The organism is Azospirillum sp. A23, assembly GCF_042938965.1.
Lineage (GTDB): Bacteria > Pseudomonadota > Alphaproteobacteria > Azospirillales > Azospirillaceae > Azospirillum > Azospirillum melinis.
Map to the genome: position 1 here is coordinate 296,806 of NZ_CP170668.1, position 18,153 is coordinate 314,958.

Annotated in this window: 20 protein-coding genes; 15 read left to right on the forward strand and 5 right to left on the reverse strand. The window is 67.8% G+C overall.

Annotated features, from left to right (window positions below):
* Positions 1-93 precede the first annotated feature (93 nt).
* The 4 genes from ABNQ40_RS31775 (at position 94) to ABNQ40_RS31790 (ending at position 3,519) form a co-directional block, all read left to right on the forward strand.
* Positions 94-855, forward strand: coding sequence for a glycosyltransferase family 2 protein (locus tag ABNQ40_RS31775; RefSeq protein WP_098735284.1), 762 nt, complete (start codon positions 94-96; stop codon positions 853-855).
* 55 nt (positions 856-910) lie between these two features.
* Positions 911-1,246, forward strand: coding sequence for a lipid-A-disaccharide synthase N-terminal domain-containing protein (locus tag ABNQ40_RS31780; protein ID WP_109049497.1), 336 nt, complete (start codon positions 911-913; stop codon positions 1,244-1,246).
* Positions 1,243-2,949, forward strand: coding sequence for a glycosyltransferase family 39 protein (locus ABNQ40_RS31785; RefSeq protein WP_109049498.1), 1,707 nt, complete (start codon positions 1,243-1,245; stop codon positions 2,947-2,949). Before ABNQ40_RS31780 ends, ABNQ40_RS31785 begins: the two co-directional genes overlap by 4 nt.
* 171 nt (positions 2,950-3,120) lie before the next feature.
* Entirely contained in the window at positions 3,121-3,519 is a 399-nt protein-coding gene (locus ABNQ40_RS31790) for a hypothetical protein (RefSeq protein WP_109049499.1), read from the forward strand.
* A 19-nt stretch (positions 3,520-3,538) separates the two neighbouring features.
* Here the strand turns inward: ABNQ40_RS31790 and ABNQ40_RS31795 are convergent, their stop codons facing one another.
* Positions 3,539-4,531, reverse strand: a complete 993-nt coding sequence (locus ABNQ40_RS31795) for an ROK family protein (RefSeq protein ID WP_109049500.1) — start codon at positions 4,529-4,531, stop codon at positions 3,539-3,541.
* A 265-nt stretch (positions 4,532-4,796) separates the two neighbouring features.
* On the opposite strand from ABNQ40_RS31795, the gene ABNQ40_RS31800 reads away from it, so the two are divergent.
* The 7 genes from ABNQ40_RS31800 to ABNQ40_RS31830 all read left to right on the forward strand — a co-directional run bounded on the left by ABNQ40_RS31800 (position 4,797) and on the right by ABNQ40_RS31830 (position 11,632).
* Complete coding sequence (locus ABNQ40_RS31800) at positions 4,797-5,561, forward strand: hypothetical protein (RefSeq protein WP_247879743.1); 765 nt, start codon at positions 4,797-4,799, stop codon at positions 5,559-5,561.
* 396 nt (positions 5,562-5,957) lie between these two features.
* A complete protein-coding gene (locus ABNQ40_RS31805) occupies positions 5,958-6,863 on the forward strand; it encodes a branched-chain amino acid ABC transporter permease LivH (RefSeq protein WP_109491242.1) in 906 nt (301 codons plus the stop codon).
* Between the two features lie 5 nt (positions 6,864-6,868).
* Positions 6,869-8,368, forward strand: a complete 1,500-nt coding sequence (gene livM, locus ABNQ40_RS31810) for a high-affinity branched-chain amino acid ABC transporter permease LivM (protein WP_391349146.1) — start codon at positions 6,869-6,871, stop codon at positions 8,366-8,368.
* Complete coding sequence (locus ABNQ40_RS31815; protein WP_391349149.1) at positions 8,365-9,261, forward strand: ABC transporter ATP-binding protein; 897 nt, start codon at positions 8,365-8,367, stop codon at positions 9,259-9,261. The genes livM and ABNQ40_RS31815 overlap by 4 nt, the downstream gene beginning before the upstream one ends.
* 3 nt (positions 9,262-9,264) lie before the next feature.
* A complete protein-coding gene (locus ABNQ40_RS31820) occupies positions 9,265-9,975 on the forward strand; it encodes an ABC transporter ATP-binding protein (protein ID WP_014189439.1) in 711 nt (236 codons plus the stop codon).
* Position 9,976: 1 nt separating this feature from the next.
* Positions 9,977-10,330 carry a DUF6867 family protein gene (locus ABNQ40_RS31825; protein WP_391349151.1) on the forward strand — a complete coding sequence of 118 codons (354 nt, stop codon included), beginning with the start codon at positions 9,977-9,979 and terminating at the stop codon, positions 10,328-10,330.
* A 201-nt stretch (positions 10,331-10,531) separates the two neighbouring features.
* Positions 10,532-11,632, forward strand: coding sequence for a branched-chain amino acid ABC transporter substrate-binding protein (locus tag ABNQ40_RS31830; protein ID WP_109051254.1), 1,101 nt, complete (start codon positions 10,532-10,534; stop codon positions 11,630-11,632).
* 112 nt (positions 11,633-11,744) lie between these two features.
* On the opposite strand, the gene ABNQ40_RS31835 is transcribed toward ABNQ40_RS31830, so the two are convergent.
* Positions 11,745-12,026 carry a hypothetical protein gene (locus ABNQ40_RS31835; protein WP_109051253.1) on the reverse strand — a complete coding sequence of 94 codons (282 nt, stop codon included), beginning with the start codon at positions 12,024-12,026 and terminating at the stop codon, positions 11,745-11,747.
* 228 nt (positions 12,027-12,254) lie between these two features.
* Between ABNQ40_RS31835 and ABNQ40_RS31840 the strand changes: the two genes are divergently transcribed.
* Entirely contained in the window at positions 12,255-12,461 is a 207-nt protein-coding gene (locus tag ABNQ40_RS31840; RefSeq protein ID WP_042696427.1) for a hypothetical protein, read from the forward strand.
* Positions 12,462-12,467: 6 nt separating this feature from the next.
* On the opposite strand, the gene ABNQ40_RS31845 is transcribed toward ABNQ40_RS31840, so the two are convergent.
* Positions 12,468-13,559, reverse strand: a complete 1,092-nt coding sequence (locus ABNQ40_RS31845) for an MBL fold metallo-hydrolase (RefSeq protein ID WP_391349155.1) — start codon at positions 13,557-13,559, stop codon at positions 12,468-12,470.
* 212 nt (positions 13,560-13,771) lie between these two features.
* On the opposite strand from ABNQ40_RS31845, the gene ABNQ40_RS31850 reads away from it, so the two are divergent.
* The 3 genes from ABNQ40_RS31850 to ABNQ40_RS31860 all read left to right on the forward strand — a co-directional run bounded on the left by ABNQ40_RS31850 (position 13,772) and on the right by ABNQ40_RS31860 (position 15,703).
* The gene (locus ABNQ40_RS31850; protein ID WP_109491110.1) at positions 13,772-14,815 is read left to right on the forward strand and encodes an OmpA family protein; all 1,044 of its coding nucleotides are present in this window, start codon (positions 13,772-13,774) and stop codon (positions 14,813-14,815) included.
* Between the two features lie 169 nt (positions 14,816-14,984).
* Positions 14,985-15,461: a response regulator transcription factor gene (locus ABNQ40_RS31855; RefSeq protein WP_391349157.1), complete on the forward strand. Its 477-nt coding sequence runs from the start codon at positions 14,985-14,987 to the stop codon at positions 15,459-15,461.
* Positions 15,434-15,703, forward strand: a complete 270-nt coding sequence (locus tag ABNQ40_RS31860; RefSeq protein ID WP_391349159.1) for a helix-turn-helix transcriptional regulator — start codon at positions 15,434-15,436, stop codon at positions 15,701-15,703. The genes ABNQ40_RS31855 and ABNQ40_RS31860 overlap by 28 nt, the downstream gene beginning before the upstream one ends.
* On the opposite strand, the gene ABNQ40_RS31865 is transcribed toward ABNQ40_RS31860, so the two are convergent.
* Positions 15,664-16,383: a hypothetical protein gene (locus tag ABNQ40_RS31865; protein WP_109051250.1), complete on the reverse strand. Its 720-nt coding sequence runs from the start codon at positions 16,381-16,383 to the stop codon at positions 15,664-15,666. The genes ABNQ40_RS31860 and ABNQ40_RS31865 overlap by 40 nt on opposite strands.
* A gap of 197 nt (positions 16,384-16,580) precedes the next feature.
* Positions 16,581-17,987: a PLP-dependent aminotransferase family protein gene (locus ABNQ40_RS31870; protein ID WP_391349162.1), complete on the reverse strand. Its 1,407-nt coding sequence runs from the start codon at positions 17,985-17,987 to the stop codon at positions 16,581-16,583.
* Positions 17,988-18,153: the final 166 nt, after the last annotated feature.

Sequence of the window (18,153 nt, forward strand, 5' to 3'; positions counted from 1 at the left end):
TCGGACGGAAGCGGGGAGCTGCCCCGCTTCCGTCTCATCCTTTTCCGCTACCGTTCGCCGCGCCGCGAGAGTAATTTGCCGCCCGTTTGGCGAATGGGATGGCAAACCGTGAGCATTTATCCGGAGAGCGGCCAGCCGGTGCGGCTGTCGGTCGTTGTCCCCGTTTTCAACGAGGCCGAGAACGTGCTGCCCCTGCTCGAAGAGATCGAGCGGGCACTGATTCCGGTCGGCGGTTTCGAGGTCATCTTCGTCGACGACCAGTCCGACGACGACACCCAGGCGCGTCTTGCCCCGGCGGTCGAAGCCGGCCGGCTGCGCGTGCTGCGCCATGTCCAGCGCTCCGGCCAGAGTGCGGCGGTGCGCAGTGGCGTCAAGGCGGCGCGCGGCGAGTTCGTGGTGACGCTCGACGGCGACGGCCAGAACGACCCGGCCGACATCCCGGCGCTGTTCGCCCTGGTGTCGACGGGCGAGGCGGGAGCGCCGGTGCTGGTCGGCGGTCTCAGGAAGAAGCGGCAGGACACCCTGTCGAAGCGCTGGGCCTCGAAGATCGCCAATGCCGTCCGCCAGTCCTTCCTGCAGGACGGCTGCACCGACAGCGGCTGCGGGCTGAAGCTGTTCCGTCGCGACGCCTTCCTCGACCTGCCCTTCTTCGGAGCGATGCACCGGTTCCTGCCGGCGCTGTTCCGTGCCCACGGCCACCCGGTGGCCTATGTGCCGGTGAACCATCGCCCACGCGAACGCGGCGTGTCAAAATACAACAACTGGCGGCGCGGGTTGATCGGCGTGGTCGATCTGCTGGGCGTATACTGGCTGAAGCGGCGGACGAAGATGTCGCCGGTCTCCGAACGCCTCTGACGTCTTTCAAAGCCGATCAACCCTCACAGCGACCCATTCGGTACAGGATTCAACGATGCTTGAGCGCGCCGCAGCGTGGTTCCAGGGGCAAAGCACCACCGACCTGATCTGGGTCGGCATCGGCTTTTTCGCCCAGTTGATGTTCACCATGCGCTTCATCGTGCAGTGGATCGCCAGTGAAAAGGCGCGCCGCAGCGTGGTGCCGGAGATGTTCTGGTACTTCTCGCTGGGCGGCGGCGTCATGCTGTTCGCCTACGCCTTTTACCGCTTCGACCCGGTCTTCATGCTGGGGCAGGGCATGGGCTTGGTGATCTACGCCCGCAACGTCTATTTCGTCTGGTCGCACAAGAAGTCGCAGGCCACCGGCGGCGCGGTGCCGAGCAAGCCGTGACCGCAGCGTCCTCGCCGCAAGGCCATCTGCCGGCCAGCCGTCTGCCGGTCTGGGCCTATGCGTTGCTGGCGCTGATCGCCGCGGCGCTTTTCCTGCCGGGTTTCACCGTGCTTCCGCCCTTCGACCGGGACGAGGCGCGCTTCGCCCAGGCATCGTCGCAGATGCTGGACAGCGGCAACTATGTCGACATCCGCTTTCAGGACGAGACGCGCTACAAGAAGCCGGTCGGCATCTACTGGCTGCAGAGTGCCGCGACCGCCGCCGCCGATGCCGTGCGCGGCATTCCCGTCGGTGCCGACAAGGTCATCTGGACCTACCGCATCCCCTCGTTCCTGGGCGCGATCCTGGCCGTCCTCGCCAGTGCCTGGACGGCGGCCCGGCTGTTCGGCGGCCCGGCCGGCTTCATCGCCGGGCTGATGATGGCCTCCTGCGTCGTGCTGGGGGTCGAGGCGCGGATGGCCAAGACCGATGCCGTGCTGCTCGCCACCGTGGTGATCGGGCAGGCTGTGCTCGCCCACCTCTATCTCGGCCGCCGCGAGCCTGTCCCCGCCGGGCGCGCTGCCTGGGTGGCTCCGCTGGTCTTCTGGATCGCCGCCGGCATCGGCGTGCTGGTCAAGGGGCCGATGGTCCTGCTGGTGTCCGGCAGCACGGCGCTGGTGCTGGCCCTGTGGGACCGCGAGGCCGGGTGGCTCAAGCGGCTGAAGCCGCTGGCCGGGCTCGGCATCGTCGTCGCCATCGCCGCCCCCTGGCTGATCGCCATCGCCATCAAGAGCAAGGGCGCCTTCTTCGCCGAATCCGTCGGCCACGACATGCTGGGCAAGGTGTCGGGCGGGCAGGAGGGTAAGGGGCTGCCGCCCGGCTATTACCTCGGCACTTTCTGGGTGACCTTCGCCCCCTGGTCGCTGCTGGCCCTGCTGGCCGTTCCCTGGGTGTGGGCGCGCCGCCGGCTGGACGCTGTGCGCTTCTGCATCGCCTGGATCGTCCCGAGCTGGCTGGTGTTCGAGGCGGTGCCGACCAAGCTCCTGCACTACACCCTGCCGGTCTTCCCGGCCATCGCCGCCATCGCTGCGGCGGCCCTGATCGACGGTTTCGACCGCAGCCGCGAAAAGCCGCGCCGCTGGCTGGTGGCCGCCGCGGTAGCGCTGGGCACGATCGGTTTCGGTGCCCTGACATTGGCGGTGGCGGTGATCCCCTGGCTGGTCGATGGCCGGATCGATCCGGTCGGGGTGGCGCTGGTGCCGGCTGTGGGCGGACTCTTCGCGCTCGCCCTGCGCTCGCTTCTGCGTGGGGAGCCGCGGAGCGGGCTTGCCGCAGGAGTCGGTGCCGCGGCGCTGCTCTATGCCGGGACCTATGCCGCCGTGCTGCCGAACATCGACGGCGTGTGGGTCAGCCGTCAGGCCGCGCGCGCGGTGGCGCAGGTCCGGCCCTGCCCGGACAGCGTGGTGGCGACCGCCGGCTATTCGGAGCCGAGCCTGGTCTTCCTGCTCGGCACGCCGACCAGGCTGGTCCACGGGGCCGGCGCCGCCGCGCATCTGACGGCGGACCGCGCCTGCGGGCTGGCCCTGGTGGAGGACCGTGAAGCGCCGGCCTTCCTCGACAGCCTGGGCACCGCCACGCCGCTGCCGCTGGCCGAGCTGTCTGGCTTCAACTACAACACCGGCAAGCGCCTGCACCTGACGCTCTACCGCCTGCCGGCTTCCTAACGGGGCCTCCTAACGGAATAGCCCCGGCGCCCTATCGTAAGGCGGGAGCCGTGCCCCGCTTGGGCATGCGGCGACCGGGGTGGGTAACGCGCCTCCGCATTGGACGGCGCGGGTGCTTTGCGTTCGACTGCCCCTTCCGATCCGTTTTCCCGGACGAAAGGTGCCTGTTCGATGACCCGCGTTTCCTTCTCTGCCGATACCGCCATCCGGACCGCCGTCGCCGCCGCTCTGGCGGTGATGACGCTGTCGCTGCCGGCCCACGCCCAGAAGCAGGAATATGCGCCCTGGGTGTACGACCAGATGGTCCCGACCGGCCCGCTGCTGCGCAACCTGGATCAGGCACAGCCGCTGCCCGGCCCGGCGCCGTCCCACTGGGGGGCGATGAAGGCGGGCAAGGACCGGGCCGGCATGGCGCATTACGGAACCGACGTGAAGCGGACGGACAAGCATTACTCCGCCTCCCATTCGCTGACGCCGCCGCCGGTTGATCCCGCAGCCGCCAAGCGCGTGATGGCAGCGCCGCGCAGCGCCGACGCTCCGCCTGTGCCGCGGACCGCGCGGCGGGACTGAGAAGAGCGGCTGACCCGGTTCATGTTTCCGGCGGCATTTCTCCCGGCCGCCACAGCCATGCCGCACCGCGCACGCCACTGGAATCGCCGTGGCGGGCGCGGCGCACCGGCGTGTCCAGCCGGTCGCTGAAGGCCCAGGGCTGCATCGCCGCCGGCAGCCGGTCATACAGCAATTCCGCGTTCGACAGGCCGCCGCCCAGCACGATGACGTCGGGGTCCAGCAGGTTGGCGACCGCCGCCAGACCGCGGGCGAGCCTGCCGACCAGCCGGTCCGCCGTCGCCCGGCACCCGGCGTCTCCGGCCGACGGGTCGGCGGCGCGGGCCAGGATGGCTGCGGCGTCCAGCGTCTCGCCGGTCGCCGCGAAATGGTCGGCCGCGACCGCGGGCCCCGACACGAAAGTCTCCAGGCAGCCTTGCTTGCCGCAATAGCAGGCCGGCCCCGCCCGCTCCGCGGCGGTCGGCCAGGGCAGCGGGTTATGGCCCCACTCACCGGCGATGGCATTGCGTCCGCCCAGTACCCGGCCGTGAACGACGATGCCGGCACCGCAGCCGGTGCCGAGGATCGCCGCGAACACCACGCCGCAGCCGGCCCCGGCGCCGTCGGTCGCCTCCGACACCGCAAGGCAGTTGGCGTCGTTCTCGATCCGCACCGGCCGGGCGAGCGCCCGGGTCAGGTCGCGCGTGAAGTCGCGCCCGATCAGCCACGTGGAATTGGCGTTCTTCACCAGCCCGGTCGCCGGGGAGATGGCTCCCGGAATGCCCAAACCCACCGTCGCCCTGCTTCCGGCCGGGATTTCCCGTTCCAGCCGGGCCACCAGATCGCGGATGGTCGCGACGGTGCCGTCATAATCGCCTTTCGGCGTGGGAACTCTGTGGCGCGCCAGCTGGTTTCCCTGACGGTCGAGCAGGATGCCCTCGGTCTTGGTACCGCCCAGGTCGATGCCGATGCGGTGCCCGCTCCGGTACTCTGTCGCGGCCCCTGTTCCGGCCGATTGCGATCCGGTGGCTGCCATGCCCTGTCACCTGTCCGACTGTGCTCTGCCAATCCATAGCGTCGCCGGCCCGCTCCCGTCCAGCGATGCACGCTTCCTCCGTCCGGAGGGGGAGGGACCTTCGGTGATCCGGCGTTGCCTGCCCGCCGCGCCGATGGGACAAAACGCAAGCATCGGCCAAATCCCATTGACCCGTCACGGCGTTCGGGTAGAAGGTCGCCGACTGTCGGGCAATACCGTTTCCCGCCCGAACCCGTCCTGTCGTACCGCGCCACCGGAGCCCCTGATGAGTCGCCAGCGCGCCGCCCTCCGCCATTCCCTCAAAGCCCTGACCGGCGCCGCCGTCCTCGGCGCGCTGCTCGCCCTGCCGGCGTCCGCCGGCGCTGCCGCCAAGGAGCCGGCGAAGCCGGCCGCCGCCAAGGCCGCACGCCCGGCGAAGTCCAGCGCCCCGGCCACGCCCGCCTGCTACAACCGCGCCGAACATGCGGCCGAGCAGCTGATGCGCATGCACACCGAGATGATGGTGGTCGGCCTGACCTGCCGCACGGTCATGCCGGACAAGAAGCCGTTCGACCTGTACCAGGATTTCTCGGTCAAGAACCGCGCCCTGCTGTCCAGCTCGGAAGCGTCGCTGATCAGCTTCTACAAGCGCTCGGGCTCCGGCGGCAATGCCACGCGCCAGTTCGACATGTTCCGGACGGAGCTGGCGAACGAGATCAGCCGCCGCGCCGCGACCATCGGCATCCCGCAATATTGCGCCAACTTCGTCGACCGCTCGGTCGCAGCGAAGGACCTGACGGCGGACGACCTGCGCACCCTGACCAGCGACGAGAAGAACGCCGGCCTGATGCATCTGGCCAGCCGCCCGCTCTGCGACGTGAAGGTTGTCAGCAATCCGGACCCCGTCTTCGCCGTCGCCCAGGCCGCGCCGGCTCCGGCAGCGCCCAAGGCCACGACCGCCAAGGCGAAGCCGGCCAAGGCCGCCGCTCCGGCCAAGCCGAAGCAGAAGGTCGCCGCCGCCCCGACCAAGCAGTCCGTCGCCGTCCGCTGACGGCCTGACGGTTCACGTCGTCTTGCAGAACGCCCTGCCGGCAACCGCCGGTGGGGCGTTTCGCGTTTCCGGCCCTTGCCCTTCGCCGCGACGCATGCGGACAACACAAATCTGTCTTGCAAAAATCCGTCAGGCTGGTACTACCGAAAAGGTCAGGAGAGGCACTTGCCGGATGGCCCGGCCGGATCGCAGGAGCCGCCTCCGAACAGGAAAAATCTTGGTCCGTCAGACCAATAGACGGAATTCCGGACGATACGGCATTCCGTTTGGTGAATGGATGGGCTGCACCAGACAGAGTGCACCAGACAGGGGGGCTGCTGTTGCGAGACCGGTGTGCCGAGTGTGCCCGTGCCGCCGCACCCTGCCTTTGCGCCGCGCTGAAGGTGGGATGAGGATATGGAATATTTTCTTCAGCAATTGATCAACGGCTTGTCGCTTGGAGCGATCTACGGCCTGATCGCGATCGGCTACACGATGGTGTACGGCATCATCGGGATGATCAACTTCGCCCATGGCGAGATTTACATGATCGGCTCCTTCGTGGCGCTGATCACCTTCCTGGCCATCGGCGCGCTCGGCATCACCTGGGTGCCGTTGGCCCTGCTGATCATGCTGCTCGCCTCCATGCTGTTCACCAGCGTCTATGGCTGGACGGTCGAGCGCATCGCCTACCGGCCGCTGCGCTCCTCGCCCCGGCTGGCGCCGCTGATCTCCGCCATCGGCATGTCGATCTTCCTGCAGAACTACATCCAGATCCTCCAGGGCGCCCGCTCCAAGCCGCTGCAGCCCATCCTGCCCGGCAACCTCACCCTGATGGACGGCGCCGTCTCCGTCAGCTATGTGCGCCTCGCCACCATCATCATCACCCTGGTCCTCATGGTCGGCTTCACCATGCTGATCAACCGCACCTCGCTGGGACGCGCCCAGCGCGCCTGCGAGCAGGACAAGAAGATGGCCGGCCTGCTCGGCGTCAACGTCGACCGCGTCATCTCGCTGACCTTCGTCATGGGCGCCGCGCTCGCCGCCGTCGCCGGCATGATGGTGCTGCTGATCTATGGCGTCATCGACTTCTACATCGGCTTCCTGGCGGGCGTGAAAAGCTTCACCGCCGCCGTGCTCGGCGGGGTCGGCTCGCTGCCCGGCGCCATGCTCGGCGGCGTGGTCATCGGCCTGATCGAGGCCTTCTGGTCCGGCTATGTCGGCTCCGAATGGAAGGACGTCGCAACCTTCTCCATCCTCGTCCTCGTCCTGATCTTCCGGCCCACCGGCCTGCTCGGCCGGCCCGAGATCGAGAAGGTGTAAGCGCCATGACCACCCATTCCAACACCGTCTCATCCGGCGCACGCACCGCACCGCGCGGCGTCGACTGGGCCGCCACCATCAAGGACGCCGGCCTCGCCGCCTTCGTGGCATTGCTGCTGACCGTGCCGCTGGTGGGCCTGCGCACCGTCGACCGCCCCACTGGCCTCGGCATCGAAGCCCGGCCGGAGGAGGTGGTCGCCTCGCTCCTGCTGGTCTTCCTCGGCCGCCTCGGGCTCGGGCTGATCCGCCAGGGCATGGCGCTGCCGGTGCTGATCCTGGCGCTGGCCTGCGCCGGCGTCGGGCTGGTGCTGCCGATGCCGACCCAGGTGCTGCGCCTGGTGCTGGTGCTGGGCGGCGGCGTCATCGCGCTGCGCGCCGCCATGACGGTCGCCACCGGCCGTTCCAAGCTGTCCCAGGCCGACCGCGATAAACGCATGGACCGCGTCGCCGCCAAGGTGCAGCATGCCAGCAAATACATCGGCCCGGTCGCCGTGGTCTTCGCCGCCATCCTGCCGATGACGCCGCTGGCCGACCGCATGCTGCTGGACATCGGCATCCTGCTGCTGACCTACATCATGCTGGGCTGGGGCCTGAACATCGTCGTCGGCCTCGCCGGCCTGCTCGACCTCGGCTATGTCGCCTTCTACGCCGTCGGCGCCTATAGCTACGCGCTGCTCGCCCATTACTTCGGGCTCAGCTTCTGGCTCTGCCTGCCGCTGGCGGGCCTGCTTGCCGCCTGCTCGGGCGTGCTGCTCGGCTTCCCCGTCCTGCGGCTGCGCGGCGACTATTTCGCCATCGTGACCTTGGGCTTCGGCGAGATCATCCGCATCATCCTGGTCAACTGGTACCAGTTCACCGGCGGCCCCAACGGCATCTCCGGCATTCCGCGGCCGAGCTTCTTCGGCATCGCCGACTTCTCCCGCACGCCCTCCGAGGGCATGGCCGCTTTCCACGAGCTGTTCGGGCTGGAGTTCTCGCCGCTCCACCGCATCGTCTTCCTCTACTACCTCATCCTGGCGCTCGCGCTGGTGGTGAACCTGTTCACGCTCAGGGTGCGCAAGCTGCCGCTGGGCCGGGCCTGGGAAGCACTGCGCGAGGACGACATCGCCTGCGCGTCGCTCGGCATCAACCGCACCAACATGAAGCTGGCGGCCTTCGCCATCGCGGCGATGTTCGGCGGCTTCGCCGGCTCCTTCTTCGCCACGCGCCAGGGCTTCATCAGCCCGGAGAGCTTCACCTTCATCGAGTCGGCGATCATCCTGGCCATCGTGGTGCTGGGCGGCATGGGCAGCCAGATCGGCGTGGTGGTCGCCACCCTGCTGGTGATCGGCCTGCCCGAAGCGTTCCGCGAGCTGGCCGACTACCGCATGCTGGCGTTTGGCGCCGGCATGGTGGTGATCATGCTGTGGCGTCCGCGCGGCCTGCTGGCCCACCGCGACCCGACCATCCTCCTGCACGCCAACTCCCATGGGGCCAAGAAGCCCGCCGCGGGAGCCGTGAAATGAGCGCCGTCATGACTGAAAAGCCGCTTCTCAGCGTCGAACACCTGACCATGCGCTTCGGCGGTCTGGTGGCGAACAACGACGTGTCGTTCGAGGCGCGGGCGGGCGAGATCACCGCGCTGATCGGCCCGAACGGCGCCGGCAAGACGACGCTGTTCAACTGCGTCACCGGCTTCTACACGCCCACCGTGGGGCGGCTGACGCTACGTCATCCCGCCGGCAAGGAGTTCCTGCTGGAGCGGATGCCGGGCTACCGCATCGCCCAGCTGGCGGGTGTGGCGCGCACCTTCCAGAACATCCGGCTGTTCAGCGGCATGAGCGTTCTGGAGAACCTGATCGTCGCCCAGCACAACAAGCTGATGCGGGCGTCCGGCTTCGCCATCGCCGGCCTGCTCGGCCTGCCCGGCTTCCGCAAGGCCGAGCATGAGGCGGTGGAGCTGGCGAAATACTGGCTGGACCGGGTCCGCCTGACCGAGTTCGCCGACTGGGAGGCCGGCAATCTGCCCTACGGCGCCCAGCGCCGTCTGGAGATCGCGCGGGCGATGTGCACCGAGCCGGTGCTGCTGTGCCTGGACGAGCCGGCGGCCGGCCTGAACCCGCGCGAGTCGGGGGAGCTGGCCGAAATCCTGACCTTCATCCGCGACGTGCAGACGCCGCAGGGCCACCGCACCGGCGTGTTGCTGATCGAGCATGACATGAGCGTGGTGATGCGCATTTCCGACCATGTGGTGGTGCTGGACTATGGCCGGAAGATTTCCGACGGCACACCGGAGCATGTGAAGAACGACCCGGCGGTGATCCGCGCCTATCTGGGCGAGGACGAGGACGAGGCCCTGCCGCCGGAGGTCGCCGCCGACCTCAATCTCGCGCCCACCGCCGGCCAGAAGGGAGCCTGAGCCATGCTGAAGGTATCGGGCGTCCACACCTTCTACGGCGCCATCGAGGCGCTGAAGGGGATCGACATCGAGATCGGCGCCGGCGAGATCGTCTCGCTGATCGGCGCCAACGGGGCCGGCAAGTCGACGCTGCTGATGACGATCTGCGGCAGCCCGCGGGCGCGCCAGGGCCGGGTGTTCTTCGAAGGCGAGGACATCACCGACCTGCCCACCCACGAGATCGTGCGGCGCGGCATCGCGCAGAGCCCGGAAGGCCGGCGCATCTTCCCGCGCATGACGGTACTGGAGAATCTCCAGATGGGCTCCATCGTGGCGCAGCCCGGCAGCTTCGAGCGCGAGCTTGAGCGGGTGCTGACGCTGTTCCCGCGGCTGAAGGAGCGCATCAACCAGCGCGCCGGGACGATGTCGGGCGGCGAGCAGCAGATGCTGGCGATCGGGCGGGCGCTGATGAGCCAGCCGCGGTTGCTGCTGCTGGACGAGCCGTCGCTGGGACTGGCGCCGCTGATCGTGAAGCAGATCTTCCAGGTGATCCAGGAGATCAACCGGGAACAGAAGATGACGGTGTTCATGGTGGAGCAGAACGCCTTCCATGCGCTGAAGCTGGCGCACCGGGCCTATGTGATGGTGACGGGGAAGATCACGATGACAGGGACCGGGGCGCAGCTTCTGGCCGACCCGGAGGTCCGCGCGGCCTATCTGGAAGGGGGACACTGAGATGGAAACGATCCTCGGCTCTTCGCTTCCGGTGTTCGTGTTCCTGACGCTTCTGGTGTTCGGCGGCTGCGGGGTTCTCACCGGGCAGACGCTGGCGGAGGGCTGGAAGCCGGTCTCCAGCGTGCTGGCCTATTCGCTGCTGCTGGGGGTGGGCGACCGCTTCCTCGCCTGGGGTCTGTTCGGCGAGCAGCTGCTGTCGCTGTGGGGCTTCATCGTCCACACCGTCGTGATCGGGCTGATCACGCTCACCGCTCACCGCATCGCCATCGCTCGCCGCATGGTCAACCAGTATCCGTGGCTCTATGAGCGCGCGGGACCGTTCGCCTGGCGCGACCGCACCGGCACCGCCGGTTGAGCAGGGCCGGTTAAGCAGGGTCGGCTAGACATAAGGAATTAGACCGTACGGCTGATTGGTGCCCGCGAAACTGTCGCACTGTGCGCCACTCGGGGTATGGTATTCTGGAACCCGCCGGAGGGGACCCGGCGGCAAGGCCCGAAAGGGCCGGGGGTATGTTGCAACAGGGACCACTTCATAGAACAGGGAGCAAGCACACCCATGAAATTCAAGCTGTCCCTTCTCGCCGCGATCGCGGCGACCGCGCTCTCCGCCACGGCCGCCAAGGCCGACATCGCGGTGGCCACCGCCGGCCCGATCACCGGCCAGTACGCCACCTTCGGCGAGCAGATGAAGAAGGGCATGGAGCAGGCCGTCGCGGACATCAATGCCGCCGGTGGTGTTCTGGGCCAGAAGCTGAAGCTGGAAGTCGGCGACGACGCCTGCGATCCCAAGCAGGCCGTGGCCGTCGCCAACCAGCTGGCCAAGGCCGGTGTGAAGTTCGTGGCCGGTCACTTCTGCTCGGGCTCGTCGATCCCGGCCAGCCAGGTCTATGCCGAGGAAGGGATGATGCAGATCTCCCCGGCTTCGACCAACCCGAAGCTGACCGAGCAGGGCCTGAAGAACGTCTTCCGCGTCTGCGGCCGTGACGACCAGCAGGGCCTGATCGCCGGCAAGTATCTGCTGGACAAGTACAAGGGCAAGAACATCGCCATCCTGCACGACAAGTCGGCCTATGGTAAGGGTCTGGCCGACGAGACGCAGAAGGCGCTGAACGCCGGCGGCCAGAAGGAAGCCATCTACGAAGCCTACACGGCCGGTGAGAAGGACTATTCCGCTCTGGTGTCGAAGCTGAAGCAGGCTAACATCGACGCCGTCTACGTCGGTGGCTACCACACCGAGGCCGGCCTGATCGCCCGCCAGATGAAGGACCAGGGCCTGAAGGCCATCATCGTGTCGGGTGACGCGCTGGTGACCAACGAGTACTGGGCCATCACCGGCGACGCCGGCGAGGACACCATGATGACCTTCGGTCCGGATCCGCGCGAGAAGCCGGACGCCAAGGCCGTCGTGGAGAAGTTCCGCAAGGCGGGCTACGAGCCGGAAGGCTACACCCTGTACACCTACGCCGCTCTCCAAATCTGGGCGAACGCGGTGAAGCAGGCGAACTCGACCGACGCTGCCAAGGTTGCCGACGTCATGCGCAAGGGCAGCTACGACACCGTCATCGGCAAGATCGGGTTCGACGCCAAGGGCGACGTCACCAGCCCGGCCTATGTCTGGTACAAGTGGCACAACGGCCAGTACGCCGAAGTGAAGTAAGCGAAGCGCCTCTGCGTCTCGCGCGAAAGGGCCGGCACTTTGTGCCGGCCCTTTTTCTTTGAGGATTTAAAGAAATGCCCGGGCTTGATGCCGAGCTTAATGAAAGAGCCGGTCAGGGAATAGGTCGGGGAACATAGGCGACGCGGTGCTGGGCCATGGCTGGCTGCGCCGCGGCAATTGCCTGGGAAGAGAGCCCGGTCGCCACACGCCGGCCCGACCGCTCGGTCATCAGCCGTTCGCATGTGCCCATCACCTCCCGCCAGAAGGCGGCGGCACGGGTGTGGTTGGCGGCCGTGAGTTCGACAAGACGAACGCGGCTCATTCGAATCGCGGTTTCGCCCAGTTCATCAACCAGGCGGGTCGCGAAGACAAGCACGTCGAGATCGGTGTTCATGACCGCTATGAACCCACAGCCGCGCCTTTTGTTCCACTCTGAAAGAGCCCTGCGGCAAAGGGTCATCAGGGGTGCCCCGGACGTGCTGCGTCGCAACAACGCAAATGCGGCATCGGCAAAGGGTCACCGAACGGACACTCGCCACGGCAGGGGGTTTTTGTGCTTCAATGGCGCCCTTCGCGGCGACTGTGACGGTCGCCGGCATGGGACGGGTTTTGGAGAACGAAAATGCGCAGGAAGCGCGAGGTGGTCGAGGGACAGATTTATCGCAAGCTGTCCCCCAGCGGCGGCTATTGGGAAGTGATCGCCATCCGCAAGGACGGCATGGGTACCCAGCATGCCCAGATGAAACGTACCGACGACCCGAAGACGTTGAAAACCCTGTCGGTGGCGACGCTGCTCGATCCGCACGAGTTCGAGATCGTCACCGAATAACCGCCGTCAGGCCGCTGCGATGGCGGCCGGCCGGCGGTAGAGGTCGACCGGCGGAAGCGAAGCCGGCTCGCCAGCCGGCCCGGCGGTCCGCTCCAGCCGCCCCTTGCGGGTCAGGTGGTTGAGGTGGGCCAACGCCTCGCCCACGGCGAAGAGCATCTGCTGCGGGTCGAGCGGGCGGGGAAACAGCGCCCGTGTCACCGCCGCGGCGGTCCGGGGGGCTGCACACAGCGTCTCGATCTCGGCCAACCGCTCTACATGATGGAGAGCCAGTTCCTCCGCACGCCGGTGCAGGCCGCGGAAGGGGCGGCCATGGGAGGGCAGGACCAGCGTGTCCGCCGGCAGGACGCTCCATCCCTCAAGGCTGGCAAGATAGTCGGCGAGCGGATCGGCGTCCGGCTCGGACGGCCAGACGCTGATGTTCGGGCTGATGCGCGGAAGGATCTGGTCGCCGGATATCAGCAGGTCCGGGCTGCCACCGCCGGCCGGCCGGTGCAGGCTGACCGGTTCCGCCGTATGGCCGCTGCCGCCGATCACCGTCCAGTGGCGGTCGCCCACCGGCAGCCGGTCGCCGGCCCGCAGGCGGGTCAGCGTCGCCGGCACGGCGGGCACGCCGCGGCTGTAGGCCCCCTTGCGGGCGAGCAGCGATTGCAGCGTATCCTCCTCCAGGCCGCAGCGGCGATAGAACCGCTCGACCACCGCGTCGGTGGCGGCATCGTTGCCGGCCGACAGGGTGCGGGCGAACAGCCATTCGGTCAGCGAGGTGGCGAAACCGGCGCCGGTCCGCTCCACCAGCCAGGCGGCGGCGCCGATATGGTCGGGATGGAAATGGGTGACGACCACCCGCTCCACCGGTCGCCCGCCCAGCGCATCGCGCAGCAGCACCTCCCACACCGCACGGCTGCGCGGATCGCCGAGTCCGCAATCGACCAGCGTCCAGCCGAGGGCGCCACCGTCCAGCGCCCAGACATTGATGTGGTCGAGCTGGAAGGGGAGGGACAGACAAATCCACAGCACACCGGGCGCCACCTCCTGCCAGCCGCCGGGATCGGGAGTGGTGCAGAGGAGGTAATCGACCGAACCGTCCGGGGTAGAAGGCATCGCGGTGTCTGTCCAAGCTATTGTTATCGTGGCGGGAAATGCCCCTAAGTCGGCTGAGGCAAATCTGCAACAGGGAAAATGGGCCTGCGGCAGCAGGATTGGAAGCTGCGGATCCGTATCCATTGTCGGGGCCGGAGCCCGTTCTGTCACGCACTTCGCCGCAGGCCGGGATGTCCCGATCGACCAACGCCGTCAACGATGGGAACAAGAACATGACGATGCGTGGGATTTTGCTGGGCACGGCGCTGACCGTCGCCCTTCCTTCGCTGGCCGTCCCGACCGCCGCTTTCGCCGGTACGGAAGGCTTCTATGTCGGTGCTGGCGCCGGCGTGAACTGGACCGAGGATGCCGACCTCAGCAGCTATCCGGCTCCCGGCCTGGGCCTGAAGGAGGAATTCAAGATCGGCGGCATCGGCGACCTGTCGGTCGGCTACGCCACCGCGATGGGCCTGCGCGCCGAGCTGGAGGCCGCCTGGCGGTGGCGCAACAGCGTCGACGGCACCAGCAGCGCCACCCCTGGCCTGAACAATCTGGGCGGCAGGATGAGTTCGGTCGCCTTCATGGGCAACCTGCTGTACGACATCGACATCGGCCTGCCGATCACCCCCTATATCGGTGCCGGTGCCGGTATCGCCGGCGTCAAGCAGTCGCTGAACGGCGCCAGCGACCGCGACTGGGTCTTCGCCTATCAGGGCATCATCGGCGCATCCTATGCGATCAACGACAATGTCGCGCTGACGCTGGACTACCGGTATTTCGCCACCGTCGATCCGGAGTTCGAGCTGGGCCCGGTGACCTCGAAGGGCGAGTACCGCAACCACACGATCCTCGCCGGCCTGCGCTACACCTTCGGCGGTCCGGAGCGTGCGACGCCCATCGCCGCTCCGGCACCGGCAGCCCCGCCGATGGCCGCCCAGCCGCAGAGTGAGTATCAGGTGTTCTTCGATTGGGACAAGGCGGTCATCACGCCGAATTCCGACAAGATCATCGCCGATGCCGCCGACGGCGCCAGCCGTGCCCGCGCCGTCCGCATCCAGGTGATCGGCCACACCGACACTTCGGGCGCGCCGTCCTACAATCAGAAGCTCTCGCTCCGCCGCGCCGAGGCGGTGCGGCAGGCCATGATCAAGCATGGCACGCCGGCCAATATCATCTCCATCGAAGGTGTCGGCGAGAACCAGCTGATGGTCCCGACAGGTCCGAACGTGCGTGAGCCGTCGAACCGCCGTGCCCAGATCATGATCAAGATCTCCTGAACGGCAAAGGGGGGGAGGGGCGACCGCCTCTCCCCCGCAGGCGGCTGCAATCCTTCCAGGCATCGCGGCAATGGAACAAAGGTGCCGGATGTGCGAAGGAGGTAGCGCGGACCGTTGCGTCAGCGTATGACGATACGGTACCCAAGGCATCTTCGGTCCGAGACGTTACATGCAGGTTCTGATCGCCGACGATCATTCCATCGTCCGCAGCGGCTTGACCCATCTGGTGGGTGAACTGGACGAGCAGGCCACCGTGGTGGCCGCCACCAGCTTCAGCCAATTGAACGCCATCCTCGACAGTGCGATGCAGGACGGCGGAACCGCGTTCGACCTCATCGTGATGGACCTGCGCATGCCGGGTCTCGGCGGGCTGGAGGATGTCGAGGCGCTGGTCAAGCGCGTCGCGCCGGTTCCGGTAGCCATCTTCTCGATGATCCAGTTGCCCGACGAAATGCGCGCGGTGCTGTCGCGCGGCGTCCGTGCCTTCATTCCGAAATCGACCGACGATGTTCTGGTGGTGAACATCCTGCGGCTGGTGATGGCCGGCGGATCGATGTGCCGCCGGTCTTGGGCATGCCGGGCGCACCGTCCCACGTGGCTGCCGGGACCCCGCGCGCCGTGGCACCCAGCATCTTCGACGGGCTGACCCGCCGCCAACTGGAGGTTCTGGACCTGCTGGCCCAGGGCCTGTCCAACCAGGAGATCGGCGAGCGGCTGGGCCTGAACCTGTCCACCGTGAAGACCCACGTGACCGGCGTGCTCAAGCGCTGGGCGTCGGCAGCCGCACCCAGGCGGTTCTGCTGGTCAAGGAATTGGGGCGCGACCGTCTGGTCTGAGGCGCGCGGCGATCACAGGATCGCGTTCAGCAGCGACCCGCGCCCGCCATAGCTGCCGCCGGATCCGCCCAGCAGCATCGCCGACGGGTTGAGCGAGGCGCTGCCCGCGCCCAGAATTGAGGCCAGACTCTGAAGTTTGGTGTTGCCGCCGAAGGGGTTGTCGCCCTTGGCCGGCTGCTTGGCGATGGTGTCGTAGTCCTTGCTGTAGTTGCCCATGCGCAGTTGGACGCCGTAGCTCTTGGCATCCTTGACCGGGACATCCTTGTCGCGGGCGACACGCAGGGTGTAGTCGCCCTTGTCCAGCGTCATCTGGCCGGATTTCAGCTTCTGGAAAGCGTCATAGCTGGCGCCGGCATCCTTGTTGCTGTCGGCGACGACCTTGCCGCCACGGTCCATCAGCTGAAGCCGGACGCCGGCATCGCCCACCGTCCCCAACGTCACGGCGCCGGAGGTGGGCACGTTGAACTTGTAGAAATCGGCCGGATCGTTGGAGGCCAGCGAACTGAAGACGTTCAGCCGGCTGGTGTCCTTAATCAGAGTGCCGATGCTTGTCGCGAAGGGGGCGGCGTTCATCGCCGACTTGTTGACGGTCTGCTCGTACTCCTGGACCTTGCCGGTCGCGCCACCATTGCCCGTTGCCTGCTGTTGCACGCGCTTGACCGCGGCGTCGATCGACTGCTGCAGGCTCTGGGCCATGCTGCCGACATCGGCGTAACTGGACAGGCTGACCATGGTGCGCTCCCTTCGTTCCACATTCCCGTCAGGAAATGACAATCGAGGGGTGTGCAGGATGCGGGCCAGAGCCAAGTCATTGACTTGACAGGGTCTATGGCAGGCCCATCGGTGCCGGGCGGCAGGTTTGGACCGGCGGGGCGGCAGGATTTACCCAGCGGCACCGACATATCGGGTCGGCCATCCCGGCACTCCGGTCAGACGATGGACAGCATCGCCGCCGCCGGCGCGTCGATCGCATCGGCGAGGGCGCGCAGGCCGCGGGCGGCCTCGTCGCGGCTGCGCGGCATGCACAGGCCGACACGCACCGCATGAGGGGCACTGGCGCGGCCGACGGCGAAGGCATCGGCACCGGTGACGATCACCCCGCGGCGGCGCGCTTCTCCGATGAAGTCCTCGCGCCGCCAGGGTTCGGGCAGGACCAGCCACAGATGCTGGGCCGCCGGGTGGCCATAGACGGTCTCGGCCGGCAGGATGGAACGGGCGAGACGCTGGCGCGCCAGATCCTCCTCCCGCTGGGTGGCGACGATGCGGTCGGCGGTGCCGTCCTGGATCGAGCGCGTGGCCACCTCCGCCGGCAGGGCGGGAGCGGAATATTGCAGGGCCCGGATGGCGGTCTCGACACGGGTGCGCAGCTCCGCCGGGGCGACGACGAAGCCCAGCCGCAGGCCGGCGGCGAGACTCTTCGACACGCTGGACACATAGAGCGTGATGTCGGGGGCCATGGTCTGGATCGGCACGGCATCCGGCACCATGAAGCCGAACACGTCGTCCTCGATCAGGATCACGCCATAGCGGCGGGCGATCTCGACGATCTCGCGCCGGCGGGCGGCGGGCATGACGACCGCCGTCGGATTCTGCAGGGTCGGCACCAGATAGGCCGCCTTCGGCCCCAGCCGGCGGCAGGCGCTGTCGAAGGCGTCCGGCACCAGACCATGCTCGTCGATGGCGACGCCTTCCAGATGATAGCCCTGGGTGGCGGCCAGCGCCTTGGTGCCGATGTTGGTCAGCCGCTCCGCCAGGATGACGTCGCCGGGACGGGCCACGGCGGCCAGCGCCACCGCAAGCGCGTTCTGCGCCCCGGTGGTCAGCAGCACCGACTCAGGCGTCGCCTTTACCCGGTGCTGGCGCTCCAGCCAGGATGCCGCGGCGGTACGATGGTCGGGCAGGCCGGCATGAGGGCCGTAGCCGATCAGTTTCGCCGCATGTCCCGATGCCGCGATGGCGGACAGCGTCTGGCCGAAGGTCTGCACCGCCACGGCATGTTCGGGATGGACCGTGGTCATGTTGACGATGGCGGGACCCGCCGAGATCTCCCCGGCAGGCGGCCAGCCGAGCGGCAGGGGGGTGGTTGGCGGACGCTGTCCCTGGACGAAGGTCCCGCGGCCGACCTCACCGCCGATCAGCCCACGCTTCTCGGCCTCCGTATAGGCGCGCGTCACAGTTCCCACCGTCACGCCGAGGCGGAAGGCGAGGTCGCGGTGCGTCGGCAGCCGCGTGCCGGTGGGCAGCACGCCCTCCGCGATGTCGTCGGCCAGCGCGTCGGCGATGACGCGATAGAGCGGGCCGGGACGGCCCTCCAGGTTCGGGGTCCAGTTTGTCATGGGGACAAATGTGGCATTGTCCCGACCCGCTGGCAAGATCGCCCGCGATTGTCCCTATCTGCCACTGTGGCGGGGCGGAACAATCTGCCGATGCCTGTCGCAGTTCCGTTACACTCCAGCTTGTGTCAAATTGCTGGAACCGATAGCTTCGGTGCTGGGTGTGGCA

What these genes read in the sequence shown, in the direction of transcription:
- ABNQ40_RS31775 (WP_098735284.1), top strand. Translation starts at nt 94, where the DNA reads ATGGGATGGCAAACCGTGAGCATTTATCCGGAGAGCGGCCAGCCGGTG.
- ABNQ40_RS31780 (WP_109049497.1), top strand. Translation starts at nt 911, where the DNA reads ATGCTTGAGCGCGCCGCAGCGTGGTTCCAGGGGCAAAGCACCACCGAC.
- ABNQ40_RS31790 (WP_109049499.1), top strand. Translation starts at nt 3,121, where the DNA reads ATGACCCGCGTTTCCTTCTCTGCCGATACCGCCATCCGGACCGCCGTC.
- ABNQ40_RS31795 (WP_109049500.1), bottom strand. Translation starts at nt 4,531, where the DNA reads ATGGCAGCCACCGGATCGCAATCGGCCGGAACAGGGGCCGCGACAGAG.
- ABNQ40_RS31800 (WP_247879743.1), top strand. Translation starts at nt 4,797, where the DNA reads ATGAGTCGCCAGCGCGCCGCCCTCCGCCATTCCCTCAAAGCCCTGACC.
- ABNQ40_RS31805 (WP_109491242.1), top strand. Translation starts at nt 5,958, where the DNA reads ATGGAATATTTTCTTCAGCAATTGATCAACGGCTTGTCGCTTGGAGCG.
- livM (WP_391349146.1), top strand. Translation starts at nt 6,869, where the DNA reads ATGACCACCCATTCCAACACCGTCTCATCCGGCGCACGCACCGCACCG.
- ABNQ40_RS31815 (WP_391349149.1), top strand. Translation starts at nt 8,365, where the DNA reads ATGAGCGCCGTCATGACTGAAAAGCCGCTTCTCAGCGTCGAACACCTG.
- ABNQ40_RS31820 (WP_014189439.1), top strand. Translation starts at nt 9,265, where the DNA reads ATGCTGAAGGTATCGGGCGTCCACACCTTCTACGGCGCCATCGAGGCG.
- ABNQ40_RS31825 (WP_391349151.1), top strand. Translation starts at nt 9,977, where the DNA reads ATGGAAACGATCCTCGGCTCTTCGCTTCCGGTGTTCGTGTTCCTGACG.
- ABNQ40_RS31830 (WP_109051254.1), top strand. Translation starts at nt 10,532, where the DNA reads ATGAAATTCAAGCTGTCCCTTCTCGCCGCGATCGCGGCGACCGCGCTC.
- ABNQ40_RS31835 (WP_109051253.1), bottom strand. Translation starts at nt 12,026, where the DNA reads ATGAACACCGATCTCGACGTGCTTGTCTTCGCGACCCGCCTGGTTGAT.
- ABNQ40_RS31840 (WP_042696427.1), top strand. Translation starts at nt 12,255, where the DNA reads ATGCGCAGGAAGCGCGAGGTGGTCGAGGGACAGATTTATCGCAAGCTG.
- ABNQ40_RS31845 (WP_391349155.1), bottom strand. Translation starts at nt 13,559, where the DNA reads ATGCCTTCTACCCCGGACGGTTCGGTCGATTACCTCCTCTGCACCACT.
- ABNQ40_RS31850 (WP_109491110.1), top strand. Translation starts at nt 13,772, where the DNA reads ATGACGATGCGTGGGATTTTGCTGGGCACGGCGCTGACCGTCGCCCTT.
- ABNQ40_RS31855 (WP_391349157.1), top strand. Translation starts at nt 14,985, where the DNA reads ATGCAGGTTCTGATCGCCGACGATCATTCCATCGTCCGCAGCGGCTTG.
- ABNQ40_RS31865 (WP_109051250.1), bottom strand. Translation starts at nt 16,383, where the DNA reads ATGGTCAGCCTGTCCAGTTACGCCGATGTCGGCAGCATGGCCCAGAGC.
- ABNQ40_RS31870 (WP_391349162.1), bottom strand. Translation starts at nt 17,987, where the DNA reads ATGACAAACTGGACCCCGAACCTGGAGGGCCGTCCCGGCCCGCTCTAT.